General features: G+C 55.6%; 16 protein-coding genes. 6 read left to right on the top strand and 10 right to left on the bottom strand.

Features of this window, described 5'->3' with window-relative positions:
- Window positions 1–17 precede the first annotated feature (17 nt).
- The 3 genes from Pla52nx_RS23820 to Pla52nx_RS23830 all read right to left on the bottom strand — a co-directional run bounded on the left by Pla52nx_RS23820 (window position 18) and on the right by Pla52nx_RS23830 (window position 2,749).
- A complete protein-coding gene (locus Pla52nx_RS23820; RefSeq protein ID WP_146518590.1) occupies window positions 18–923 on the bottom strand; it encodes a hypothetical protein in 906 nt (301 codons plus the stop codon).
- Window positions 924–1,124: 201 nt separating this feature from the next.
- A complete protein-coding gene (locus Pla52nx_RS23825) occupies window positions 1,125–1,886 on the bottom strand; it encodes a calcium-binding protein (RefSeq protein ID WP_146518591.1) in 762 nt (253 codons plus the stop codon).
- Between the two features lie 167 nt (window positions 1,887–2,053).
- Window positions 2,054–2,749, bottom strand: a complete 696-nt coding sequence (locus tag Pla52nx_RS23830) for a sigma-70 family RNA polymerase sigma factor (RefSeq protein ID WP_146518592.1) — start codon at window positions 2,747–2,749, stop codon at window positions 2,054–2,056.
- Window positions 2,750–2,938: 189 nt separating this feature from the next.
- Here Pla52nx_RS23830 and ruvB point away from each other — a divergent pair, with 189 nt between their 5' ends.
- The 3 genes from ruvB to Pla52nx_RS23845 all read left to right on the top strand — a co-directional run bounded on the left by ruvB (window position 2,939) and on the right by Pla52nx_RS23845 (window position 6,422).
- Window positions 2,939–4,006 carry a Holliday junction branch migration DNA helicase RuvB gene (gene ruvB, locus Pla52nx_RS23835; protein WP_146518593.1) on the top strand — a complete coding sequence of 356 codons (1,068 nt, stop codon included), beginning with the start codon at window positions 2,939–2,941 and terminating at the stop codon, window positions 4,004–4,006.
- A 155-nt stretch (window positions 4,007–4,161) separates the two neighbouring features.
- Window positions 4,162–5,244, top strand: a complete 1,083-nt coding sequence (queA, locus tag Pla52nx_RS23840) for a tRNA preQ1(34) S-adenosylmethionine ribosyltransferase-isomerase QueA (RefSeq protein ID WP_146518594.1) — start codon at window positions 4,162–4,164, stop codon at window positions 5,242–5,244.
- A gap of 83 nt (window positions 5,245–5,327) precedes the next feature.
- Entirely contained in the window at window positions 5,328–6,422 is a 1,095-nt protein-coding gene (locus Pla52nx_RS23845; RefSeq protein WP_146518595.1) for a DUF4303 domain-containing protein, read from the top strand.
- Window positions 6,423–6,490: 68 nt separating this feature from the next.
- Here Pla52nx_RS23845 and Pla52nx_RS23850 read toward each other — a convergent pair whose 3' ends face one another.
- The 4 genes from Pla52nx_RS23850 to Pla52nx_RS23865 form a co-directional block, all read right to left on the bottom strand.
- Entirely contained in the window at window positions 6,491–7,819 is a 1,329-nt protein-coding gene (locus Pla52nx_RS23850; RefSeq protein WP_146518596.1) for a sigma-54-dependent transcriptional regulator, read from the bottom strand.
- Window positions 7,816–9,123 carry a sensor histidine kinase gene (locus Pla52nx_RS23855; protein WP_197454313.1) on the bottom strand — a complete coding sequence of 436 codons (1,308 nt, stop codon included), beginning with the start codon at window positions 9,121–9,123 and terminating at the stop codon, window positions 7,816–7,818. The genes Pla52nx_RS23850 and Pla52nx_RS23855 overlap by 4 nt, the downstream gene beginning before the upstream one ends.
- A 4-nt stretch (window positions 9,124–9,127) precedes the next feature.
- On the bottom strand, window positions 9,128–10,084 hold the full coding sequence (locus Pla52nx_RS23860) for a DUF2202 domain-containing protein (protein ID WP_146518598.1): 957 nt from the start codon (window positions 10,082–10,084) through the stop codon (window positions 9,128–9,130).
- A gap of 104 nt (window positions 10,085–10,188) precedes the next feature.
- Entirely contained in the window at window positions 10,189–10,452 is a 264-nt protein-coding gene (locus tag Pla52nx_RS23865) for a hypothetical protein (RefSeq protein ID WP_342190246.1), read from the bottom strand.
- A gap of 42 nt (window positions 10,453–10,494) precedes the next feature.
- On the opposite strand from Pla52nx_RS23865, the gene Pla52nx_RS23870 reads away from it, so the two are divergent.
- Window positions 10,495–11,196 carry a hypothetical protein gene (locus Pla52nx_RS23870; protein ID WP_146518599.1) on the top strand — a complete coding sequence of 234 codons (702 nt, stop codon included), beginning with the start codon at window positions 10,495–10,497 and terminating at the stop codon, window positions 11,194–11,196.
- Between the two features lie 196 nt (window positions 11,197–11,392).
- Complete coding sequence (locus Pla52nx_RS23875; protein WP_231741733.1) at window positions 11,393–12,586, top strand: aminotransferase class V-fold PLP-dependent enzyme; 1,194 nt, start codon at window positions 11,393–11,395, stop codon at window positions 12,584–12,586.
- A gap of 300 nt (window positions 12,587–12,886) precedes the next feature.
- Here the strand turns inward: Pla52nx_RS23875 and Pla52nx_RS23880 are convergent, their stop codons facing one another.
- Both Pla52nx_RS23880 and Pla52nx_RS23885 read right to left on the bottom strand, forming a co-directional pair.
- The gene (locus tag Pla52nx_RS23880; protein WP_146518600.1) at window positions 12,887–14,935 is read right to left on the bottom strand and encodes a LamG-like jellyroll fold domain-containing protein; all 2,049 of its coding nucleotides are present in this window, start codon (window positions 14,933–14,935) and stop codon (window positions 12,887–12,889) included.
- 292 nt (window positions 14,936–15,227) lie between these two features.
- Window positions 15,228–16,262 carry an exonuclease domain-containing protein gene (locus Pla52nx_RS23885; protein WP_146518601.1) on the bottom strand — a complete coding sequence of 345 codons (1,035 nt, stop codon included), beginning with the start codon at window positions 16,260–16,262 and terminating at the stop codon, window positions 15,228–15,230.
- 600 nt (window positions 16,263–16,862) lie between these two features.
- Here Pla52nx_RS23885 and Pla52nx_RS23890 point away from each other — a divergent pair.
- Window positions 16,863–17,258 carry a flotillin-like FloA family protein gene (locus Pla52nx_RS23890; protein WP_146518602.1) on the top strand — a complete coding sequence of 132 codons (396 nt, stop codon included), beginning with the start codon at window positions 16,863–16,865 and terminating at the stop codon, window positions 17,256–17,258.
- A gap of 1 nt (window position 17,259) precedes the next feature.
- Here the strand turns inward: Pla52nx_RS23890 and Pla52nx_RS23895 are convergent, their stop codons facing one another.
- The gene (locus Pla52nx_RS23895; protein ID WP_146518603.1) at window positions 17,260–18,627 is read right to left on the bottom strand and encodes a Gfo/Idh/MocA family protein; all 1,368 of its coding nucleotides are present in this window, start codon (window positions 18,625–18,627) and stop codon (window positions 17,260–17,262) included.
- Between the last annotated feature and the right edge of the window lie 241 nt (window positions 18,628–18,868).

Here is an 18,868-nt window from a genome sequence, read left to right on the forward strand (position 1 = left end):
CGCCCGTACAGTGAACTTCAAAGCTTGAGTTTTTTGGTCAACAAGCTTTCTTCCTCTTCCGCAGTCAATGGTTCCCATTGGATTTCGATGTTGGGGCAATCGACCCTCAGACGCGCAACATCGGATTCGGTGACGTCGACCCATTTCAGTTTCAACGTTTTCAGGCTTGAAACTGATTTCAGTTGAATCAAGCCCGCATAGGTCAAACGGGCCTCTTGCAGTTCCAATGTCTCCAGGTTGGGCATTCTGGCGATCTCACTCAGCGTTGCGTCGGTCAGGCTCGGCGGTCGACTGCCTTTCCAATCGGGCAATCGTTGCCCCATTTTTAGCTTGGTGAGCGGCAGTTGTGTCAGATGCTTGATCGCGGCCGGCGACTCCGTGTTGTGCCACTGGCTGAATTCCTTCAGTTGAGTCAACTGCCCGACCGCCTGAAATGCAGCATCACCTGCCGTCGCACCAGCAAAGGTCAATCGTTCCAGTTTCGGGAGCGCCTTGAGATGGGCCAATCCGGCACCGGTGAAAGCATCAACGTCACGAGAGGGATGGAACAAGGAGAGTCGCTGAAGATTTTGAAACGCGGCAAAGTGCTTGTATCCATCGTCCGTCAAACGCGTGCCGTTGATTTGAAAGCTCTCCAATTGCGAAAGTCCACTGAGCAACACGAGCTGCTGGTCGGTCATCGATTTTCCGTCAAACGAAATCGACTTCAGCGTCTGGAGCCGAGCGACCAATTGATAATCGGCATCGGTCATCTGATCGCAGTTGATCTTCAAGTCGACGATCTCTCCGGCGACTTCTTTGACCTTGGCGTCCAGTTCGTTTAACCGCTGTCCGGTGGGGGAATCAGCGAATGTGGTGACGCAGGCGAGTGTGAGAACGATTGGAATCGCCGGGAAGCGAAACGTGTTGAATACAGTTTTCATGAGCGAATTGTGATGGGAGAAAAATGCTGCGATGACTCAGGTACAATCATGCAGTGTTGGTCGACTGCTGAGGCCATTGACTGCTGACGCTATTGTACCTCGACTGCCGCGGGTTGGCGGCGAACTTGTGTCAAGAACAGACAAAGCCCAGTGCCGAAGGGACACTGGGCTTTGCAAAAAGTTTCGATTCGATTGCGGCGGTCAGATCTCGGTTTCGTTCAGGATGTCCTCGTTGGGTTCAAAGTCGACCAGGATTTCTTCATCGTGTCGAACCGTGGTCGTGGTCGTTTGTATTGTCGGGCGACGATTAGAAATGAATCTGTTGAAGTTACGGATATCCAGTGTGATTCGTTGGAATACCGGCTGAACGACTTGGGTGATGGTTTCCAATTCGTAGAATTGAATAAAGGTGTCGACGCCGAGGCCTCCTTGCAGTCGATCTCGCTCGCCGTCGAAACCGCCATTGAGGACGTCATTGCCGTCTTTTCCGCTCAGGACATCCTCTCCCAATCCCCCTTGCAATCCGTCGTCCATCATGCTGCCCTGCAAGATATCGTTGCCATCTTCGCCAAAAGCAAAGATGATGACCGGAACATCGTTGTCTGTAATCACTACGTCGTTGCCGTCACGGCAAAGGATGATGACCCGCTGGACATCGTCGAAACCGTTGCGGTAATGAAAGTCCTTGTCTGCCAAATTTTCCAATTCTTCTTCGTCGAAAACGAACGGATCGGGCACGTCGTCGAAGACATTGGAGTCAAACATCAATCCACGAATGTCAAGCTTGTCGTCATCACGTGAAATGTAGATGAGATCATGAGAGTCGTCCAGAATGAGCTGAACGTATCCGTTTAACGGGTCACAATGATCGTCGATGTCGTAATCGGGGCCACCAGCGCTGGCGGATCCGATGAGGCAAGCGGTGGTCAGAAGTGCTGCTGCAAGTGTCTTGAAGTAACGCATAATAGGTATCCCGTGTTGGTTACCGCCCACGAAGGAGCGTGTGGTTGTTCGTCAAACAGCCAAGCGGTCGGGAAGCGATTACGTTACATGTAGTGCAGAAAAACACGCTTGCATGAGTTCGGGAGACGCCAGCAGGCATTGGTTCGTTGGTAAACGTTTTCCCGCTGTCAGCCCAGTTGGCGACGGAGGGTTTTCATGCCGCGGTGCAGCAGTCCTGCGACGGCTCCGGTGGACTTGCCCATCTGCTCGGCGACTTCGCTGAGTTTCAGTCCATCCAGATAATGCAACCGAACCGCATCGGCTTGAGTGCCAGGCAACCGGTTGATGGCGTCTGCGACTTGGATCACGTTTTCGCCGAGCACGAATTGTTGACTGGCGGTGGGACCTCGGCCGGCCAACAGTCCTTCCAAACGCATCGAGGACTGGGCCAGCTTTTGCTCCATTGATTGTTCGCGACGGATATCTCGTTTGTCTCGGTGCAGATCGCGATCCAAATGACACAGATGGCGAGCCAAGATCTGACGCAACCACGCCCTGAATTCGGCTTCGGTGGCTCCACGAAATCCGTCCAAACCCTGCACGGCTTGCAACATCGCTTGCTGGACCATGTCCGACGCACCGATCTTTGCCTGGTACGCACGACGCATTTGAGTGCGTGCTAGCATTCGCAGATAGGGTTCGTATTGTGCGATGATCGCCGGGTCGCTGATGTCGACCGGTGGACTTTCCTGGCTACATGCCTCACCCGTATCTGGATCACTAGAATCTAGGGCATCCGCGAGGACACCCTTCTGGGAATCGGAACTCGATTCCGAGGCGTCTCTTGGAGAATTTGGGCTTTGGGGATTCGCGGATTCGGTCATTTATCGTCCATTGGCAGCGGAGGCAAGATTTTGCGGTTCGCTTGCAGCGTGTGAGTTTGTAAAACGGAGTGGTGCGGGGATTGCCGATTCTTTGAAAGCATCAATGTACGGCATTCCCCTGCGGGAATGATGTGGTCCACTGGCCCGATTTTCCCACCCCGAAACAGAAATTTTCCAGGCCTTGGCTCTATGGCACGAGAAGCAGTTTACCAACAGACCGATCCCCGAGTTCCCGGCGACGAGCCTCCGGATGGACCTACCACCCCAGGAATACTAGCGTCGCCGGCGCCGAATAATGACGGCGACGGGAAATTGCGGCCGCGGCGTTTGGACGAAATGGTCGGCCAGCGGGACGTGATCGAACGACTGAAAATCGCGATCGACGCCGCCACACGGCGTAGGGAACCGCTCGGGCACATCCTCTTTGACGGACCACCTGGTCTGGGAAAGACGACTTTTGCGACCGTCATTCCTGCCGAAATGGGAACGACCGTCGAAATGGCCAACGGTGCCGGTTTGTCAGCCCCCAAGGATCTGTTGCCCTATTTGACGAACGTCTCCGAAGGTTCGGTGCTGTTCATCGACGAGATTCACCGAGTCCCCAAAGCCGTGGAAGAATACCTCTACACGGCCATGGAGGACTTTCGGATCGACATCGTGTTGGGCGACGGCGTCAACGCGAGGACTCTCAATTTCGAACTGAAACCCTTTACGTTGATCGGTGCGACCACTCGAGCCGGAATGCTGAGCGCGCCCCTCCGCGATCGATTCATGATCCGCGAACACCTCGGCTGGTACACCAACGATCAGCTCAAAGAAATCGTGATGCGGAACTCACGCAAGCTGGACATACCGGTGGACGATGATGCCGCAACGGAAATCGCTCGCCGCAGTCGCAGCACTCCGCGTCTGGCAAACAACCGCTTGCACTGGGTGCGCGACTATGCACAAATCAAAGCGAACGGAAAGGTCACCTTGGATGTCGCTCGCAACTCGCTCGACATGATCGGTATCGATGTGCTCGGCTTGGACAAACAAGACCGAAACTATCTGGACACGCTGTTGAGGGTCTTTGCCGGCGGCCCGGCTGGCCTGGAAGCGATCGCGCACACAATGAACGTCAGCAGCGACACGCTGGAGGACGAGGTCGAGCCGTTTTTGCTACGAAGCGAGTTGATGGTCCGAACACGTCGCGGTCGCATGGCCACGGCAAAAGGATACGAGCACATGAAGGTTAAGCCACCGGATGCCGCCTGATGGACGGATCGTGCTGATCTTGTTCCATTATGCCTCCCATCTCGGGCATCTACACACTTCTTTCGTTTGACCCGCAGCCGAGGCGCAGGCGACACCACCAGCCGGCTTCAATGAGTCAAACGACAGGCTGATGCAACTTCCCTCTACTGGCAACCATGAGCGAACTCGACCTTTACGATTACGACTTACCTCGCGAGCGGATTGCTCAAGAGCCATTGCGCGTTCGCAGTGACGCACGGTTGATGCTCGTTGATCGCGCTAGTGGCAAAATCGAGCACTACCACGTTCGTGACTTGCCGGACCTGCTGCGATCCGACGATACCCTGGTGGTCAACGATAGCCGAGTGGTGCCCGCACGATTGGTCGGCTACCGCAGCGAGACCCAAGGACGATGGCAAGGACTGTTCTTGCGTAGCGACGAAGACTCCGGGATTTGGGAAGTGCTCACCAAGACACGTGGCACCCTGACACCGGGTGAAACGATCACCGTCCAAGACCGTGATGGGCTGGATGGAATGCTGCTAAGCGTGGTCGCGAGGACCGACGAAGGTCACTTGTTGGTGGTGCCCGAGTTGCCGGAGAGATTTCCAGAAGAGTTGGATTTGAATGATCCCGCAGATTGGTTGCAGCGTTTCGGACGTGTGCCGTTGCCTCCCTACATTCGCGATGGCCACATGGTCGACGCGGATGTGGAAGACTACCAGACGGTTTATGCCAAGCATCGCGGCAGTGTCGCCGCACCGACCGCCGGACTGCATTTCACCGATGCACTGCTGAAACACATCGCGGCCAAACACGTGCCGATTGCCAACGTCACCTTGCACGTCGGCCTGGGGACCTTTCGTCCGATCGCGACCGACGACCTCAGAGATCACGAGATGCACACCGAATGGGGGCAAATCACTGCCGAAAATGCTGCGGTGATCAACGAGCGTCGCCAAGCAGGCGGGCGATGTGTCGCCGTCGGGACGACATCCGTTCGCGTTCTGGAAAGTGCCGCGGCAGCGGGCGGTGGCAATTTGAACCCTTGGACCGGCCAAACCGACTTGTTCATCAAACCACCCTACCAGTTCCAAGTTGTGGATGCGCTGATGACCAATTTCCACTTCCCCCGCAGCACCCTGTTGGTGTTGGTCAGCGCGTTTGCCACGAGAGAATTGGCCCTCAAGGCCTATCGGATCGCGATCGAAAACGAATACCGTTTCTTTAGCTACGGCGACGCGATGCTGATCGTGTGATGCTCCGGGTCCACGTCAACTTGTCCAAGCTGACATCGGACGCATGAATTCCAATCGCAATAACGAATGAAGGAGGCACTCAGGTGGGCGTGATTGTATTGAAAACACTTCCCGACGACTTGCGATCTCGGGTCACTGAACTCCGTTTGCAGGGTGACCAGTTTCGTGACGCCGGCGACGATCTAACGGCACTTGCGAAATACCAGGAAGCCTATGACTTGATTCCCGAGCAAAAAATCGAATGGTCGCCGGGGTGTTGGCTGCTCAGCAAAATGGGAGAGGTGCATTTCCGCCTCGGCAATTTCAGCGACGCCGCACAATGTTATCTGACGCAGTTGCCCGTCAATGATGAATCCGGTGTGTTGCAACTAAGCCTTGGTGAGTGCTTCTTTGAATTGGGACAACTTGAGTCTGCCACAAAACACTTCGCCACTGCCGTGCAACTGAGCGGCATCACGATTCTAGAAGACCTCGATCCGCGATACTTGGAGCTGATCCATTCAACATGCCCGGCACCCTTTGGCGGGTGGCACGACGAGATCTTTGAGTTTGAGCCTTGGATCGATGTGAATACGCTTCGTGAGATGTATCGAGACGCCACTCGTCAAACGCTGCATCGACTCGGCAACGAATGTGCTGGCCAAACCGTGTACGGGTTCACGCTTTGCTCGTTCTGGGACTGCCACGACTTCTTTCCATCCGCCTCAACGACAGAGGGGCATCAATCGCGTTTAACAAAACACCCAGCCCTTGACCTGCAATGGTCACCGTTTGATTGGGAGCACGAGCGGTTCGGTGCTGAGCTTTTTGCGGACGTGGGAGAACTGATTCGAACAACAGTCGATCAAGAGCCAGCGTTTTGGCAGATTGGCAACGCATCCGCCCACTTTCACGGAGACGTGCTGTCTCAGATGGTTCTTGCACTTCACGACCTGCGCTGCGAAGGCGGCTTCGAATCCTTTCCAGGCGTCACTGTTTTTTGTGCAGAAACCGAATCGGACGGTTGGCTGGAGAGATATTCGGCGACACTGCTGAACCCAAGCCCGGTCGATACGCTACTGCTGGAGAATTTCAAGGCAATCAATCCAGCCTATGATGAGATGAACCCCATCTTCAGACGGTTTCGCAAACGCCTACGTCACAGCGGTGAAGGGCTCGACGTGTGGCAGGCAGAATAAAGATCGGAATCATCGTCTTTTTTTTGGGCGGCGTTTTAAGTCAATCGGGCAATTCGAGATTGACGCGTTCACTCCTCCATGTCGTGAAGTTTATAGATCAGCGACCGACGGCTGATCCCAAGTTTCTTTGCGGTCAGCGTTCGATTTCCTTCACACTCCTCGAGCGTTGCCAGGATGGTGGCGCGTTCGACCTGTGACAACCTTCCAACGTCGACTGTGTCGGCAGTCGAGATGGTGGAAATGTTCACCGGCAAATGCTCTGGCAAGATGACGTCGCCTTGGCACAGAAGGCATGCCCGCTGAATCGCGTTTCGCAACTCGCGAACGTTTCCCGTCCACGAATGTGTCAACATCGACTGGGACGCTTGCGGGGAGAACCGGACCTGCCGCTTTGAAAACTGGTTCGCGAAAAACTTAGCAAGCGGCAAAATGTCCTCGCGACGCTCTGAAAGCGGCGGAACAACCAATTCCACCACGTTCAGCCGATAGTACAGGTCTTCTCGGAAACGCCCCTCCCGGATCTCGTCCGCCAAGTTGCGATTGGTCGCAGCAATCAAACGCGTGTCGACTTCAATCGGTCGATCCGATCCCACCGGTGTGACCAAGTTCGTTTCCAAAGCACGCAGCAGTTTGGGTTGCATCTCCATCGGCATCTCGCCGATCTCATCGAGAAACAAGCTGCCACCGGTTGCCGTGCGAAACAATCCTTTGCGATCCTCCGACGCGCCGGTGAACGCGCCTTTGACATGTCCAAAGAGTTCGCTCTCGATCAGCGTTGCAGAGAGACCCGCGCAGTTGGTGGTCACGATCGGCCGATCGGCACGAGGGCTCCAGCGATGGATCAGTTGTGCAATTCCCTCCTTGCCGGAGCCGCTGGGACCCTGAATCAGGATCGGCGCATTGGACGGTGCCACGATTGCGATCGTTTGGATCAACCGTCTCATCGCTCGACTTTCGACGATGAAGTCGGTGGGCAGATCGGGCAATTGAACATCGCTCTCGACCTCCTTGGAACTGGGAATGGCAAGCGCATCAAAGACAGCGACCTTCAATTCCTCCAGGTCAATTGGTTTAGCAAGATAATCGTCCGCGCCGCTCTTGACCGCAGCAACCGCTTGACGGACATCCGCGTACGCCGTGATGAGGACGACGGGAACGACTGGCAATCTCTCTCTGATCTTGGGCAAGGCATCAATGCCGCTCATCTGGGGCAATCGCACATCCAACAGAATCATGTCGGGCGTGTGCTCATCCAGCAGCTCCAGCATTGCTTCGGCAGAGCCAGCGGTGACGATGGCAAAACCCAATCCAGCGAAAAAGCCGCCGATCAATTTTTGTTGAGACGGTTCGTCATCGACGACCATCAACGTTCGCTGGGCAAGAGAGTCTTTCGTCATTTGGCTACTTGTATACCATCGATCCAGATCACGCTGCCGCCATCCGTCCCCGGATGGTATCCGACTTGCCAGCCGTGTGCGACCGCAATGCGTCGAACGATGCTGAGCCCCAGCCCAGTGCCACCGGCTCGCCGCGTCACATAGGGCTCGAACAGATGGTCTGCAATCTCCGCCGGAACTCCGGGGCCTTGATCGATCACCTCCAAACAGAATGTTCCTCGACTCACTTCGGTTTTAACGCGAGAAGGGCCGAGCGAGATGGTGATGGTGCTGCCCGGTGGTGCAAACGCAATCGCGTTCTGAGTCAAGTTGAACAGGATCTGCCTGAGTTGATCTCGGTCGGCTCGGATCGTTGACGTCGGCTTGGGGATCTTGGTCTCTAATTTTAACTCACCCGCATCCAGGTCCGACTGCAGCAGGACGCTCAGCTCTTGGACAAGATCGAGTACGCACACCGATTGCAGATCGATTTCCGCTTGACGAGCAAACGCCAAGAACTGATTGATCCTCGCGGTGACGCGATCGCACTCCTCCAATACCGCTTCGGCTTGCTCCTGCTGCTCGGCGTTGGGAAGCCCCGCACTGGCCAATCGTTGGGTCCATCCGCGAATCAGGCCCAATGGATTGCGGGTCTCATGAGCCAATCCAGCGGCAGCCTGACCAAGCTCCCTTAGATGCCGCGTTTCCGTCTGCAATACGCGGTTGGTTCCCTCCGCTTGAGCTAACCTGACGGTGTATTGCCAAAGAGTCCCTGCCGCAATGAGAAACAATGTTCCCAACGCAAAGATCAAGAGCCGATTCCTGGCTTCGAAATAAACTTGCGCCATCATCGCCGTTCGATCCAAGACGATGATGGATCGAAAATCGACCGTCTCAGGGACATCCAATGGCTCTCCAAAACGACCGTTCGGTGGCCCCGTGTTTTGCATCGAAAAGTGCTCAACGACCTGTAGCGTGTTGTCGACAACATGCTCGCCGATCGGAAGCGAAAAATCGATAGCGTCTCTGTCTCCGGCGACAAAGACATCCTCCGATCCGTCCAACACAACCACCGCGATCGCACGCACGTTCTTTGATCCGGCAAGGATCTCCAACGTGGAGGGAAGCTGTTGTCTGACAAAGGGGCCAAACCATCGATGCGACTTCACGCCACTGGTGACCGCACCCGTCAAGGACTCCGCCTGCGATGAAAGTGACGCACGGATCAATGTGCATTGATGAACATGCTCAGACCGTTGCCAAACGGAAAACAAAATCCACAACACGAACAGAGCAATTAGACCGACAATCTTGGGTTTCGGCATTCGGCTACCTTCGTCCACCCCGATTACCGCCACCCTGTTTGCCTTTGCCCGGGTTTCCGCCACCGACATTTCCGCCGCCCGGACGATTCTGACCGGCGGCTCCGCCCACGCCGCCTGGCATGCCCTGACCTTGCCCCTGACCGAATCCTGCCGAACCCTGTTGACCCTGTCCCTGTTGACCCTGTCCCTGTTGACCCTGTCCTCGGCCTTGTTGCCCGCTGCCCGTACCGGACCCCCTCGCAGTCTGATCGAACTCAGCTTGCGTCAAGAACTCAGCGTTGTAAGTCCCACCCTGAATGGCGATCTGCGATGCAAATGCGCGCAAGTGGTTCTGGGAGCCTCGCATCAAGTGCTGCAGCACTTGACGAACCTGAGCATCGTTGGTCCTGGTCAACAATTGTCTCAAGTCCGCGATGTCCATTTCTTCCACTTTCGCACCGACCATCAACGCGGCCAGCGGGTTCTGAGTTCCGCTGGCGACGAGTGATTGATAGAGCTGTTGGTATTCAGGATAGGAAAACACGCCGGGGACATCTTGCAGAGTTGCCCCATTGCCCGCACCGGTGCGCATCACGCGTTCGATGGACTGCATGTGCTGAGACTCCGCCCGAGAAATGTTGCGAAAGATCATCAGTTTAGACGTCTGTGCAAGTCGGTTGTAAACATCTCTCGCCAACTTCTCCTCCTCCCACATCCGTTGCAAGTCGAGTCCGCTGCCCGATGCGTTGATGGCTCCCCCTGAGCCTCCTCCCATTGGGCCTCCTCCCATTGGGCCTCCTCCGCGGATGTCTTGACGCGGGTTGATCGCTGCCTGATTTCCAGGGCGAGTTTGCGATTGGGATTGGCCGGCGCCGCGCCCTTGACCGGCGCCTTTGCCACCACGCCTTTGCTGCGCAGAAGCGTCCGATAGGAACAGGGACAGGACCAACATGGTTCCGACTCCCATGAGATAACGTTTCATTGCTCGGTACTCCAGTGACTTGGTGATTCCATTTGACAATTCAATCAACGCAAATCAGAGGCCGTTGTGCCTTGAAATCCGATTCCTGCGATCCGCGAGCGTATTCAGTGAATGAGTTTCGCGCGACGCTGCAATTCATGCGCACCGCACCCCTGCGTCACGCTGCAAATCTTGCACACTTGGCCTGCTTCCTCGGCGACCGTGGAAATCATCGGCCAGAACCCCGTCTCAATGACTTTCTCAAAAAAAGGCTTCCCCACGCTATGCATGGTTGATACCGCTGAGTTCATTCGCACGGAATTGGCATCGATGGCACAGTTCTTGCCAAGCGAAGGTTCGTGACTGTGATCCAGTCGTTCGAATCGCACTCGTGTTCAGCCTGGCTGAATCAACCCACCAAGGAACCAATCATGAAACGAATCATCGCCATCGCCTTTCTCGTCGTCACAGCCACGGCGCTGGGCACCGCATTGACGAAGGCCGACAATGGCTCTTCGTCGGCGGCTGAAAAAAACGTATCAACAACGACTGATTCATCCTGTCATCGTGGCCAACCATGCGAAAGCTGCAAAGACGCATGCAAGAAAGTGTGCAGTGATTGCAAGGAATCTTGCACCCCGATGCCCGATAATGAGCATGATTCTGCAGCAAAGTTGCCACCTGCGACAGCAGCGATGGCGTCTGTTCGCGGTCGCGGCCACGCTGGTGATTCGCAACACGCAAAGGATCACCAGGATTTCTTTTTTTTGATCGAGCACCGCGAGAAGATCCAACGCACTATCAAGGAAATCCCCGACGGTGTCGAAACGCTTACCGAGTCCGATGATCCGGCGGTCGCCGCGATGATTCAAACGCATGTCAACGCGATGTACGACCGAGTGGAGCATTCTAACCCGATCCGCATGCGAGACCCACTCTTCCGTGAAGTCTTTGCCAATGGCAAAAAGATTAAAATGCAACTCGAACACACCGACAAAGGTATCCGGGTCAAGGAGACATCGGACGATGCGTACGTGGTCAAGCTCATCCGTGCGCACGCGGCCGTCGTCTCGCTGTGGATCAAGAACGGCTATTCCGAGCTTCCCAAAAACCACGCCGCTCCGGCTCGATGATTCGGAATCGGACCAGTCATTCGCGTCATCACGACGTTTTCCTCAGCGAATCACTCATGCGGGGTCGAATGGTGGCTCGCTGTTGTGTCCAATAGCAGAAACCTTTCGCGAAAGGTGTTCGATTTGTCTTTCTGAGACATAGGTCCCTAACAAATCGAAGTTGACCTGCTGACACGACGATCGACTGGCTTAACGCGTGAATTTGCAACAGCACTGGATGCTCAATCCTGAGATTGATTTTCTCAATCATGGTTCGTTCGGGGCGACGCCGAAGGTCGTTCTGGAGACGCAGCGGCATTTTGCCGATGCGTTGGAGTCCGATCCGATCGAGTTCTTGGCGCCGGAGCGTCGGTTGCTGCCCAAGTTGGACGCCGTGCGAAACCGACTAGCCGGACTTGTTAACACGCCACCCGATTCACTTGCTTTCGTCCGAAACGCCACCGACGGTGTGAATGCCGTTGTGCGATCCATCGTCCTGGATCCAGGTGACGAAGTGGTGATCACCAACCACGGATACAACGCGTGTAACAACGCCGTGCGATTCGCGGCGGAGAGACAAGGTGCCACTGTCCGGGTGGCTGAGGTCCCTTTTCCGCTCCGAGACGCGGGAGAAGTGGTCGAGGCAATCGAACGCGTCTTTTCTAATCGCACGCGTTTGCTGGTGGTCGACCATGTGACAAGCCCCACCGGCTTGGTTTTCCCCATCGATCGCATCATCGCTGCTTGCAAACAACGTGGGATACGAACACTGGTCGATGGTGCCCACGCACCGGGCATGATGGAGATCGATTTGAATGAACTCGCCCCGGACTACTACACCGGCAATCACCACAAGTGGCTGTGTGCACCGAAGACATCCGGGTTCTTGTACGTCCGAACGGAATACCACGACGAAGTGCGACCGACGGTGATCAGCCACGGTGCGAACACGGTTTGGCCGGGTCGATCCAAGTTTCAATCCGAATTTGATTGGGTGGGAACCTACGATCCCACGCCTCTGCTGGCAGTTCCCGCCGCTCTGGATTTCCTTGAGTCGTTGCACGTCGGTGGGATCATAGGGCACATGCTCAGTAATCATCAACTGGCATTGGCTGCCCGGGCGATCTTGCTGGACAGACTTGCGATCGAAGCACCGTCGCCTGAATCCATGATCGGCAGCATGGTGACGATCCCGCTGCCACAGCACATTGTTGATTCATTCGCGGCATGCGAATCGTTGCAGCAGTGGCTTTACAAAGAGCACAAGATCGAGTTGCCGATTTTTCGCGGCTCCCGCGATCGTTGGCTATTGAGAGTGTCGTTGCAGGCTTACAACACCATCGAACAGATCGAGCGATTGGTGAGGGTAATGCAAACCATCGGCATCCATCGTAGGTCATGCTCAGCATGACGAAATACGGTCCGCCCTGCGTCACGTTTGGAGTCCTGGATCCCGCAAAATCTCTTGCCGACGTCGGATGCGTTTCGGTTGCCGTTTGCGGAAGACGTCATGCAGGGAACATGAAAGGAATTGTTGCTGCATATGACCGTGAAGCGGTCTCAGACGGTAGCCGGCGATAGAGCGTAGCGATCATCGCCGGTCGATTCTTCTGCGATCCCTTGCGGGATCCAATTTCGCTCTCACGAATCAGTACCCTTACAGCCGGGTAATCAAAGACGTCAGCAACACATTCCACATGCAGAGCATGACCTACCGGGATTCCAAGACCGTTTCTGTACCCACGATCGCTTGAGCCTGCGACGTGCTGTGATCCAGAAGGAACGGTCCGACGGTTCCATCAAAGTGCAGCAGCAAGACGGTGTCGCTATCCGGCTCAAATCGTGTTTCCGGCTCGAAATCCGCGGTGTATCGAGCGGTTTTCGACAAACGTACTTCGTCGATGCGACCGCTGAACTCGCGTGTCGGCTGGCCGGCACCATCAGGGTCGGCACCGATGATTAGCGGCAAGTCGTTCGTGCGGCGTTTTCCGGTTCCCGCTTGCGATGCGACCTTGTGGCCGTTCACGAACAAGGAAACGTTTTCGCCGTCAAAAACACCGGCGAGGTGCGTCCACTGATCGGTCGACATCAGAGTCTTTGAACCTGCCGAAACGTAACGGCCACCGAGATGGACATCGAACAAGGGCGCTCCCTCATCCGAAAACAACGCGTACTCGGCGTTCTCCGTCTTGGCAATGATTCCCCGATAGCCCGAAAGCTGATCGGGTTTGACCCAAGCCTCCACGGTCATTGGTCCATCAGGAATCTTGATTGTGTCCGCCGTCACACGAACGGCTGACGCGGGGCTGCTCACAACGAGGCACCGTGGCGTAGGGTTGCGAAAGTAATCCGTGGGTACTTCGCTCAGCAACAGATCGATCGGCACGAGTGCTTCCGGCAGACGTACGCGAGCGGTCTCGCCCAAGTAGTGGACTTGAGTCAGCACCTGCGGCATGGCCACACCTGCGGTATTACCTGGCCCGCGTTGCAGTCGAAACGACATTTCGATCGATTCGCCGGCAGGGATCGTCATTTCTTTCGGATCCAACGTCGACTGCCAACCGCTTCGCAGGCTAGCCATGTCCAAAATAGCGGAGGCCACGACATCACGTTCGCTGGGGTTTTCGATTTGCATCGTCACCGTTGCCGCAGCGGAACCGTCGATTTCCAATTGAACCGGTGGGCTGGTTTGCTGGGGAATGACCGATCGAGCAAGTTTGATGTCACTGAGCAGTTCAGGCGTGAACTCCTTGGGATCGATCACTGCGCCGACGGGTATCGCACTGACGCTGACGCGATCTTTGCGGACGGTCACAATGTTAAAATGATGCAGCAGTCCCGCATCAGGGATGTCGGCTTGCAAGTGTCCGCCGGTGGTCGCGAGGGCAAAGTACTCGATGCCATCTTTTTGCCCATCGTATCGCATTTGGTGAATGTGTCCGGCAAACACGGCCGTGACGTTACCTGCACCGACAAGTCGATCGTGTACGGCGTCCCAGTTGCCGCCGCTGTATCCGCCGCCGATCCATCGCGGGTGATGCAGAAAGACAAACACGTGTTCGGTGTGCTTGAGTTCCGCCAAAGCTTTGTCCAGAAACGCAAGTTGCTCATCACTCATCGTCTGCAGCTTACCACTGCTAAACGATTTCATGTTCGTCACGGGATCTCCTTCGTCCGAGTAGAGAACGATGAAGCCGGCATTCTTGTGCCGAAACGAATACCACAGCGGCCCAAAGTGTTCTTCGTAGTTCGCGTCGTGCTGTCCCTGAGGAGGCTTGCCGTTGCCACGCCAGTAGACATCGTGATTTCCGGCGACAGGGAACCAAGGCATTTTTAAGCCGTTCATGATCTGCTTGAACTCTTTCATCTGCGCCAGCCATTCGGGCGTCTCGTTGTAACCTTGGATCAAGTCACCGACGGTCATCACGAGATCGGGATCGATCAGATTGGTGTCCTGGACGGCTTGCTCCAAGACCTTCAGTCCCGCAGGGACGCCGCCGGTTCGATCGCCGTAGACGATGAAGTGAAAGACGTCTTGCTCAACGGTCGGCGGCAAGACCTTCGTCCCCTCGCGGGTCGTCATTACGTTGCCTTTCGGCTCGTCATGATCGTGTTTGTGATCACCCACACCATCGTGTGCGGAACACGAATCGGCGGACAGAGTGGTGAGTATCACGATCACAAGCAACGAGAAAACAACGCGAGTCGCTTTCACGAGCGGATAGAGAGTGATGGAACGTTGACTCGAAAGGAAAGACATGATGCAGGCGTTTTCTGGTGGGGTTGATGGATGTTGTCGAAGACCACGATCCACAGCTTTTCGCAACAATCGCGACAATGGGAAAGGCGTCGGATGGGATGACTAACCAATCGTGTAAAGCCGGACAATTCAGGAGTCGCGTGCTACTAATCTACACCAACTGAAATCACCCGAAATACGGAATTGCGACTGCACACGAATTTTTCATCAGCCACATCGCGATCGTGAACATTCAGCTTAACACCAGCACTGCTTCACATCTGGGCTCAACATGTGTCGGCCCGACGGTTCCTTAGCCGCTTGCCGCGTTCGTCGAAGTCACCAGCCCGATAAACTCCGCTTCGTTCATGATTTGAATTTTGTGTCCAGATTTCGCTAATGCGCGAGCTGCATCCATTTCTGCTTGTTCTGGACCAGTCGCAGAATCAGGCGAGTCGCTCATTTCGTCGACGTTCGTGCCGACGATCAGGCAACTCGTATCGCCATCCACGCTCATTTGCGTCTTTCCGCCACACCGTTGCGTCAAACTCATGGCCTCGTCCCGGCTCATGCAATTGAGCTTTCCCGAAAACACCACCGTGTGTCCTCGCAAGGGCTGGATGAACTCGGCGCGAATCAACAGGCGTTGCAAATCCAGCGACAACGATCGCGATTCCGCAGGTGTGGACGTGACGTCATAGCTCGCTCGATCTTCTGCCGCAACCTGCGCGGATCGTTTGCCGTTGGACGATCGCTTGCCGCCGGGATGGGTGATGCCCCATGTGCCCGCTTTGCCACGACCGATTCGCAAGCGACGCTCCAAGCTAGGCAGATCATTGGCCTTCTTTTCGATCCCGGCTGCCAACAACACCTTGGCGCATGCGATGGAATCCTCCAACGCATCGTGATGTCGAAACCGAACCCCCAGCCATTCAGATAAAGGCTTCAGCCCATAACGACGCCGACCGGGCCAAGTTCGCCGGGCGATCAAACGGGTGCAAGTGAACTCTAACTCCGGCACTGAGATCTTGTGGCGTGCCAAACAGCCCAGCAGCACGTTCATGTCAAAGGCGGCGTTGTGGGCGACCAAGCATCCGTCGGTCAGGTAGCCCGAAATCTCCTCCCAGTGACCAGAAAAATCAGGCTCCGACTCGACGCGTTCGGGACGGATGCCATGAATCCGAATGTTTCCCGGACTGAAATAAAAGGGCTCTGGACGTATCATCCACATCCGCTCGTCGACGATCTTGCCGGCACGGACCACGACGGCAGCCAACTGACACGCGCTGTCCGAACGACGACTCGCGGTCTCAAAGTCGATCGCGGTGAAATCAGATGCGAACTCCATTGGACATGCACTGCTGGCTAGGAATGACTGTTGCGCTGTTGTAACGGTGGTGAAAATTCTACCGCAGACACACTGTTCTGGCGACCAGCCCGGATGATTCACGCGACGCACTGCCGTCATCACAACACGTTTGCACGAAATGGTTCACGCGGATGGGGACGAAAACAGTCTGCTCATATCAGCCGCCACGCGATGGAGAGCGTCCTGCTTAGAACGTGGTGGAATCACAGTATTTCGCGGGAAATTTGGATTCAATCCGCAATAGCTCAACGTATCTAAACGGATGACGCTATTAAACGCCGTGAGCCGCGACGCGTGGGCGGCCGGGTTTTGCACGTATCGAGCATCCATTGCCAAGCGTAAAACCCGTGGCCTGACGGCCAGCGGCTCAGGGCGTATGACACCACCCAGCGTTTGACAACACAACCATGCTAAGCGGGACGCTCTCGCGTGGCGGTTGATGAATAATCCGGGCTAGAGAGCGACTCTTAGACACATTTGCCAGCCCCCTTGGCCGCCCCGGTTTGAAACCTTTAAGCTCTATCACACTATCCAGATAGCCCGCCCGTGCGAATAACGCTACCGCCACACAAGAATTACATGATAACACTGCAAGCCAACGGAATCTCCACTCCGATTCTGATCGTCGGCATCGTGTTCCTGATCGTCAATTTGATCTTCTTGGCGATCTTGGTTTCGCTGCTGCGACCTTGGTTTCGTGCATTCTTAAGTGGCACGCCGATCTCACTGATGCGAATCGTGGGGATGAGATTTCGCAGAACCAATGTTGCTTTGGTGGTTGACCAAGGCATTGCGGCACAACAAGCAGGCTGCCCCATTTCATGGCCCGAACTGGAGGTGGCACACTTGGCAGGGATCGACTTAGAGAAAGCCGTGCTCGCCTACATCACGTCGCGAAAACGAGACATGAACTACACCTTCCAGGAAATCGTTGACGCCGCACGAGAGTCACGTCTGGAAAAGCTGCTCCGCTGAGCTATGCCAGCTTGTAGTACTCTTCCCAACCCGGACGTGGTGCATGTCCCTTGAGCAACTCGTTGGCTCTCGCGTTGTTGGTGATCTGCTTTGTCTTTGTGTCGAACTGCAGGTTCTCTCCCAAACGCTGGGCGATGCAACCGAGCATAAAGACCTGCGTCAGTGGTCCAGACACTGCGAACGAAGAGTTGCAGTAAGAATCCAATCCGGCCGCGGCTCGCAAGAAATTGTTCATGTGATTGGTTGATGTTTCGCTTTCGGGCAACTCGGGCAAACTCGCTTTGACGTCGTCTTGCCTTTCGCCGCCGACAATCTTTAGCGAAGCACTGTGTGTTCCACCGACGAAGGTCAGGTCGTCGCTGAAGATCGCTTTGCCGCAGCTCGGGATATCCACATCCTCCGCACTGGCTGGCCGGTTCTTGACTCCGTCGTACCAGTTGATCGTCATCGCAGGCATGTCCGGGCCCCGCTCCGCAAAATCAAACGCGATCGTCGTTGCGTGTGGAAAGATGAACTCGTTTGGTTTCTCGATTTTTTCTGCTCGTATCTCATGTGGCAATCCAAGCTTCAAGAATCGATGCACGGTGTCCAAGGTGTGAGGTCCCCAGTCGCCGAACGCACCGTTTCCATAGTCATACCAGCCTCGCCAATTGCCAGGATCGTATTTGCCGTTGTACGGGTGCTTGGGCGCCGTCCCGGCCCAGACATCCCAGTTCATACCTTGGGGCATTTTCTCCGCGGCTGGAAAGGACTGGATGTCACCCCACGGATGCCAGCGTCGTCCTTTGTTCATGCACGCATCGACACGGCGAACATTCTTGATGATCCCCGCGTCCACCCAGGACTGGAACTGCAATCTTTGATTGCTGGAGTGTCCCTGGTTGCCCATCTGGCACTTGACGTTGTACTTCTGCTCGGCCGCCATCAGCAGTTCGCATTCTTCGAATGTGTGAGCCAGAGGTTTCTCGACATAGACGTTGATTCCCAGGGACATCGCAAGCATCGCGATGGGAAAGTGCGCGTGATCAGGAACGCCGATGGTGCAGACATCGATCTTGCCGGCCATCTTGGTGAACATCTCGCGAAAATCGTCGAAGACAACCGCATCGTCACACTGCCCCTTCATCTTCGCCTTCAGCCCCTCGGCCCGTGAAGGAACGACGTCACACAGGGCGACGCAGTGTGTCAAGCTATTCTTGATCGCTTGTGACCCAATCGCTCCCCCTTGATTCGTGCATCCGATCACCGCCAAGTTCAGTTTCTCAGCAGGAGAGTCCTGTCCGGAGCCGGACCGGGGAAGTACAGCTGCTGCAGAGACGGCTACGGCTGAGGATTGGGCCAAAAACTGGCGACGTTTGATGTTTTTCATTTGGGGGAGTCCAAAAAGGAACTGACTCGATCGATGCCAACGCGTCACGGTCTACTCAATCAACAAGCCGTGATCATAGTCGACCGCCACCCCGTTTTCCACGCTGCAACCGCCCACCTTCGTTTAACGCCAAGCCGCAGGCGACAACGATACCCACGCTCCACGACGTAGAAGCGTCTCTCCGAGACGCTCATCCGAGCGAGCAAAGCGAGCCGTCAAATGAGCAAGCATGCGTGTACGG

The sequence above is a fragment of the Stieleria varia genome, from assembly GCF_038443385.1.
Lineage (GTDB): Bacteria > Planctomycetota > Planctomycetia > Pirellulales > Pirellulaceae > Stieleria > Stieleria varia.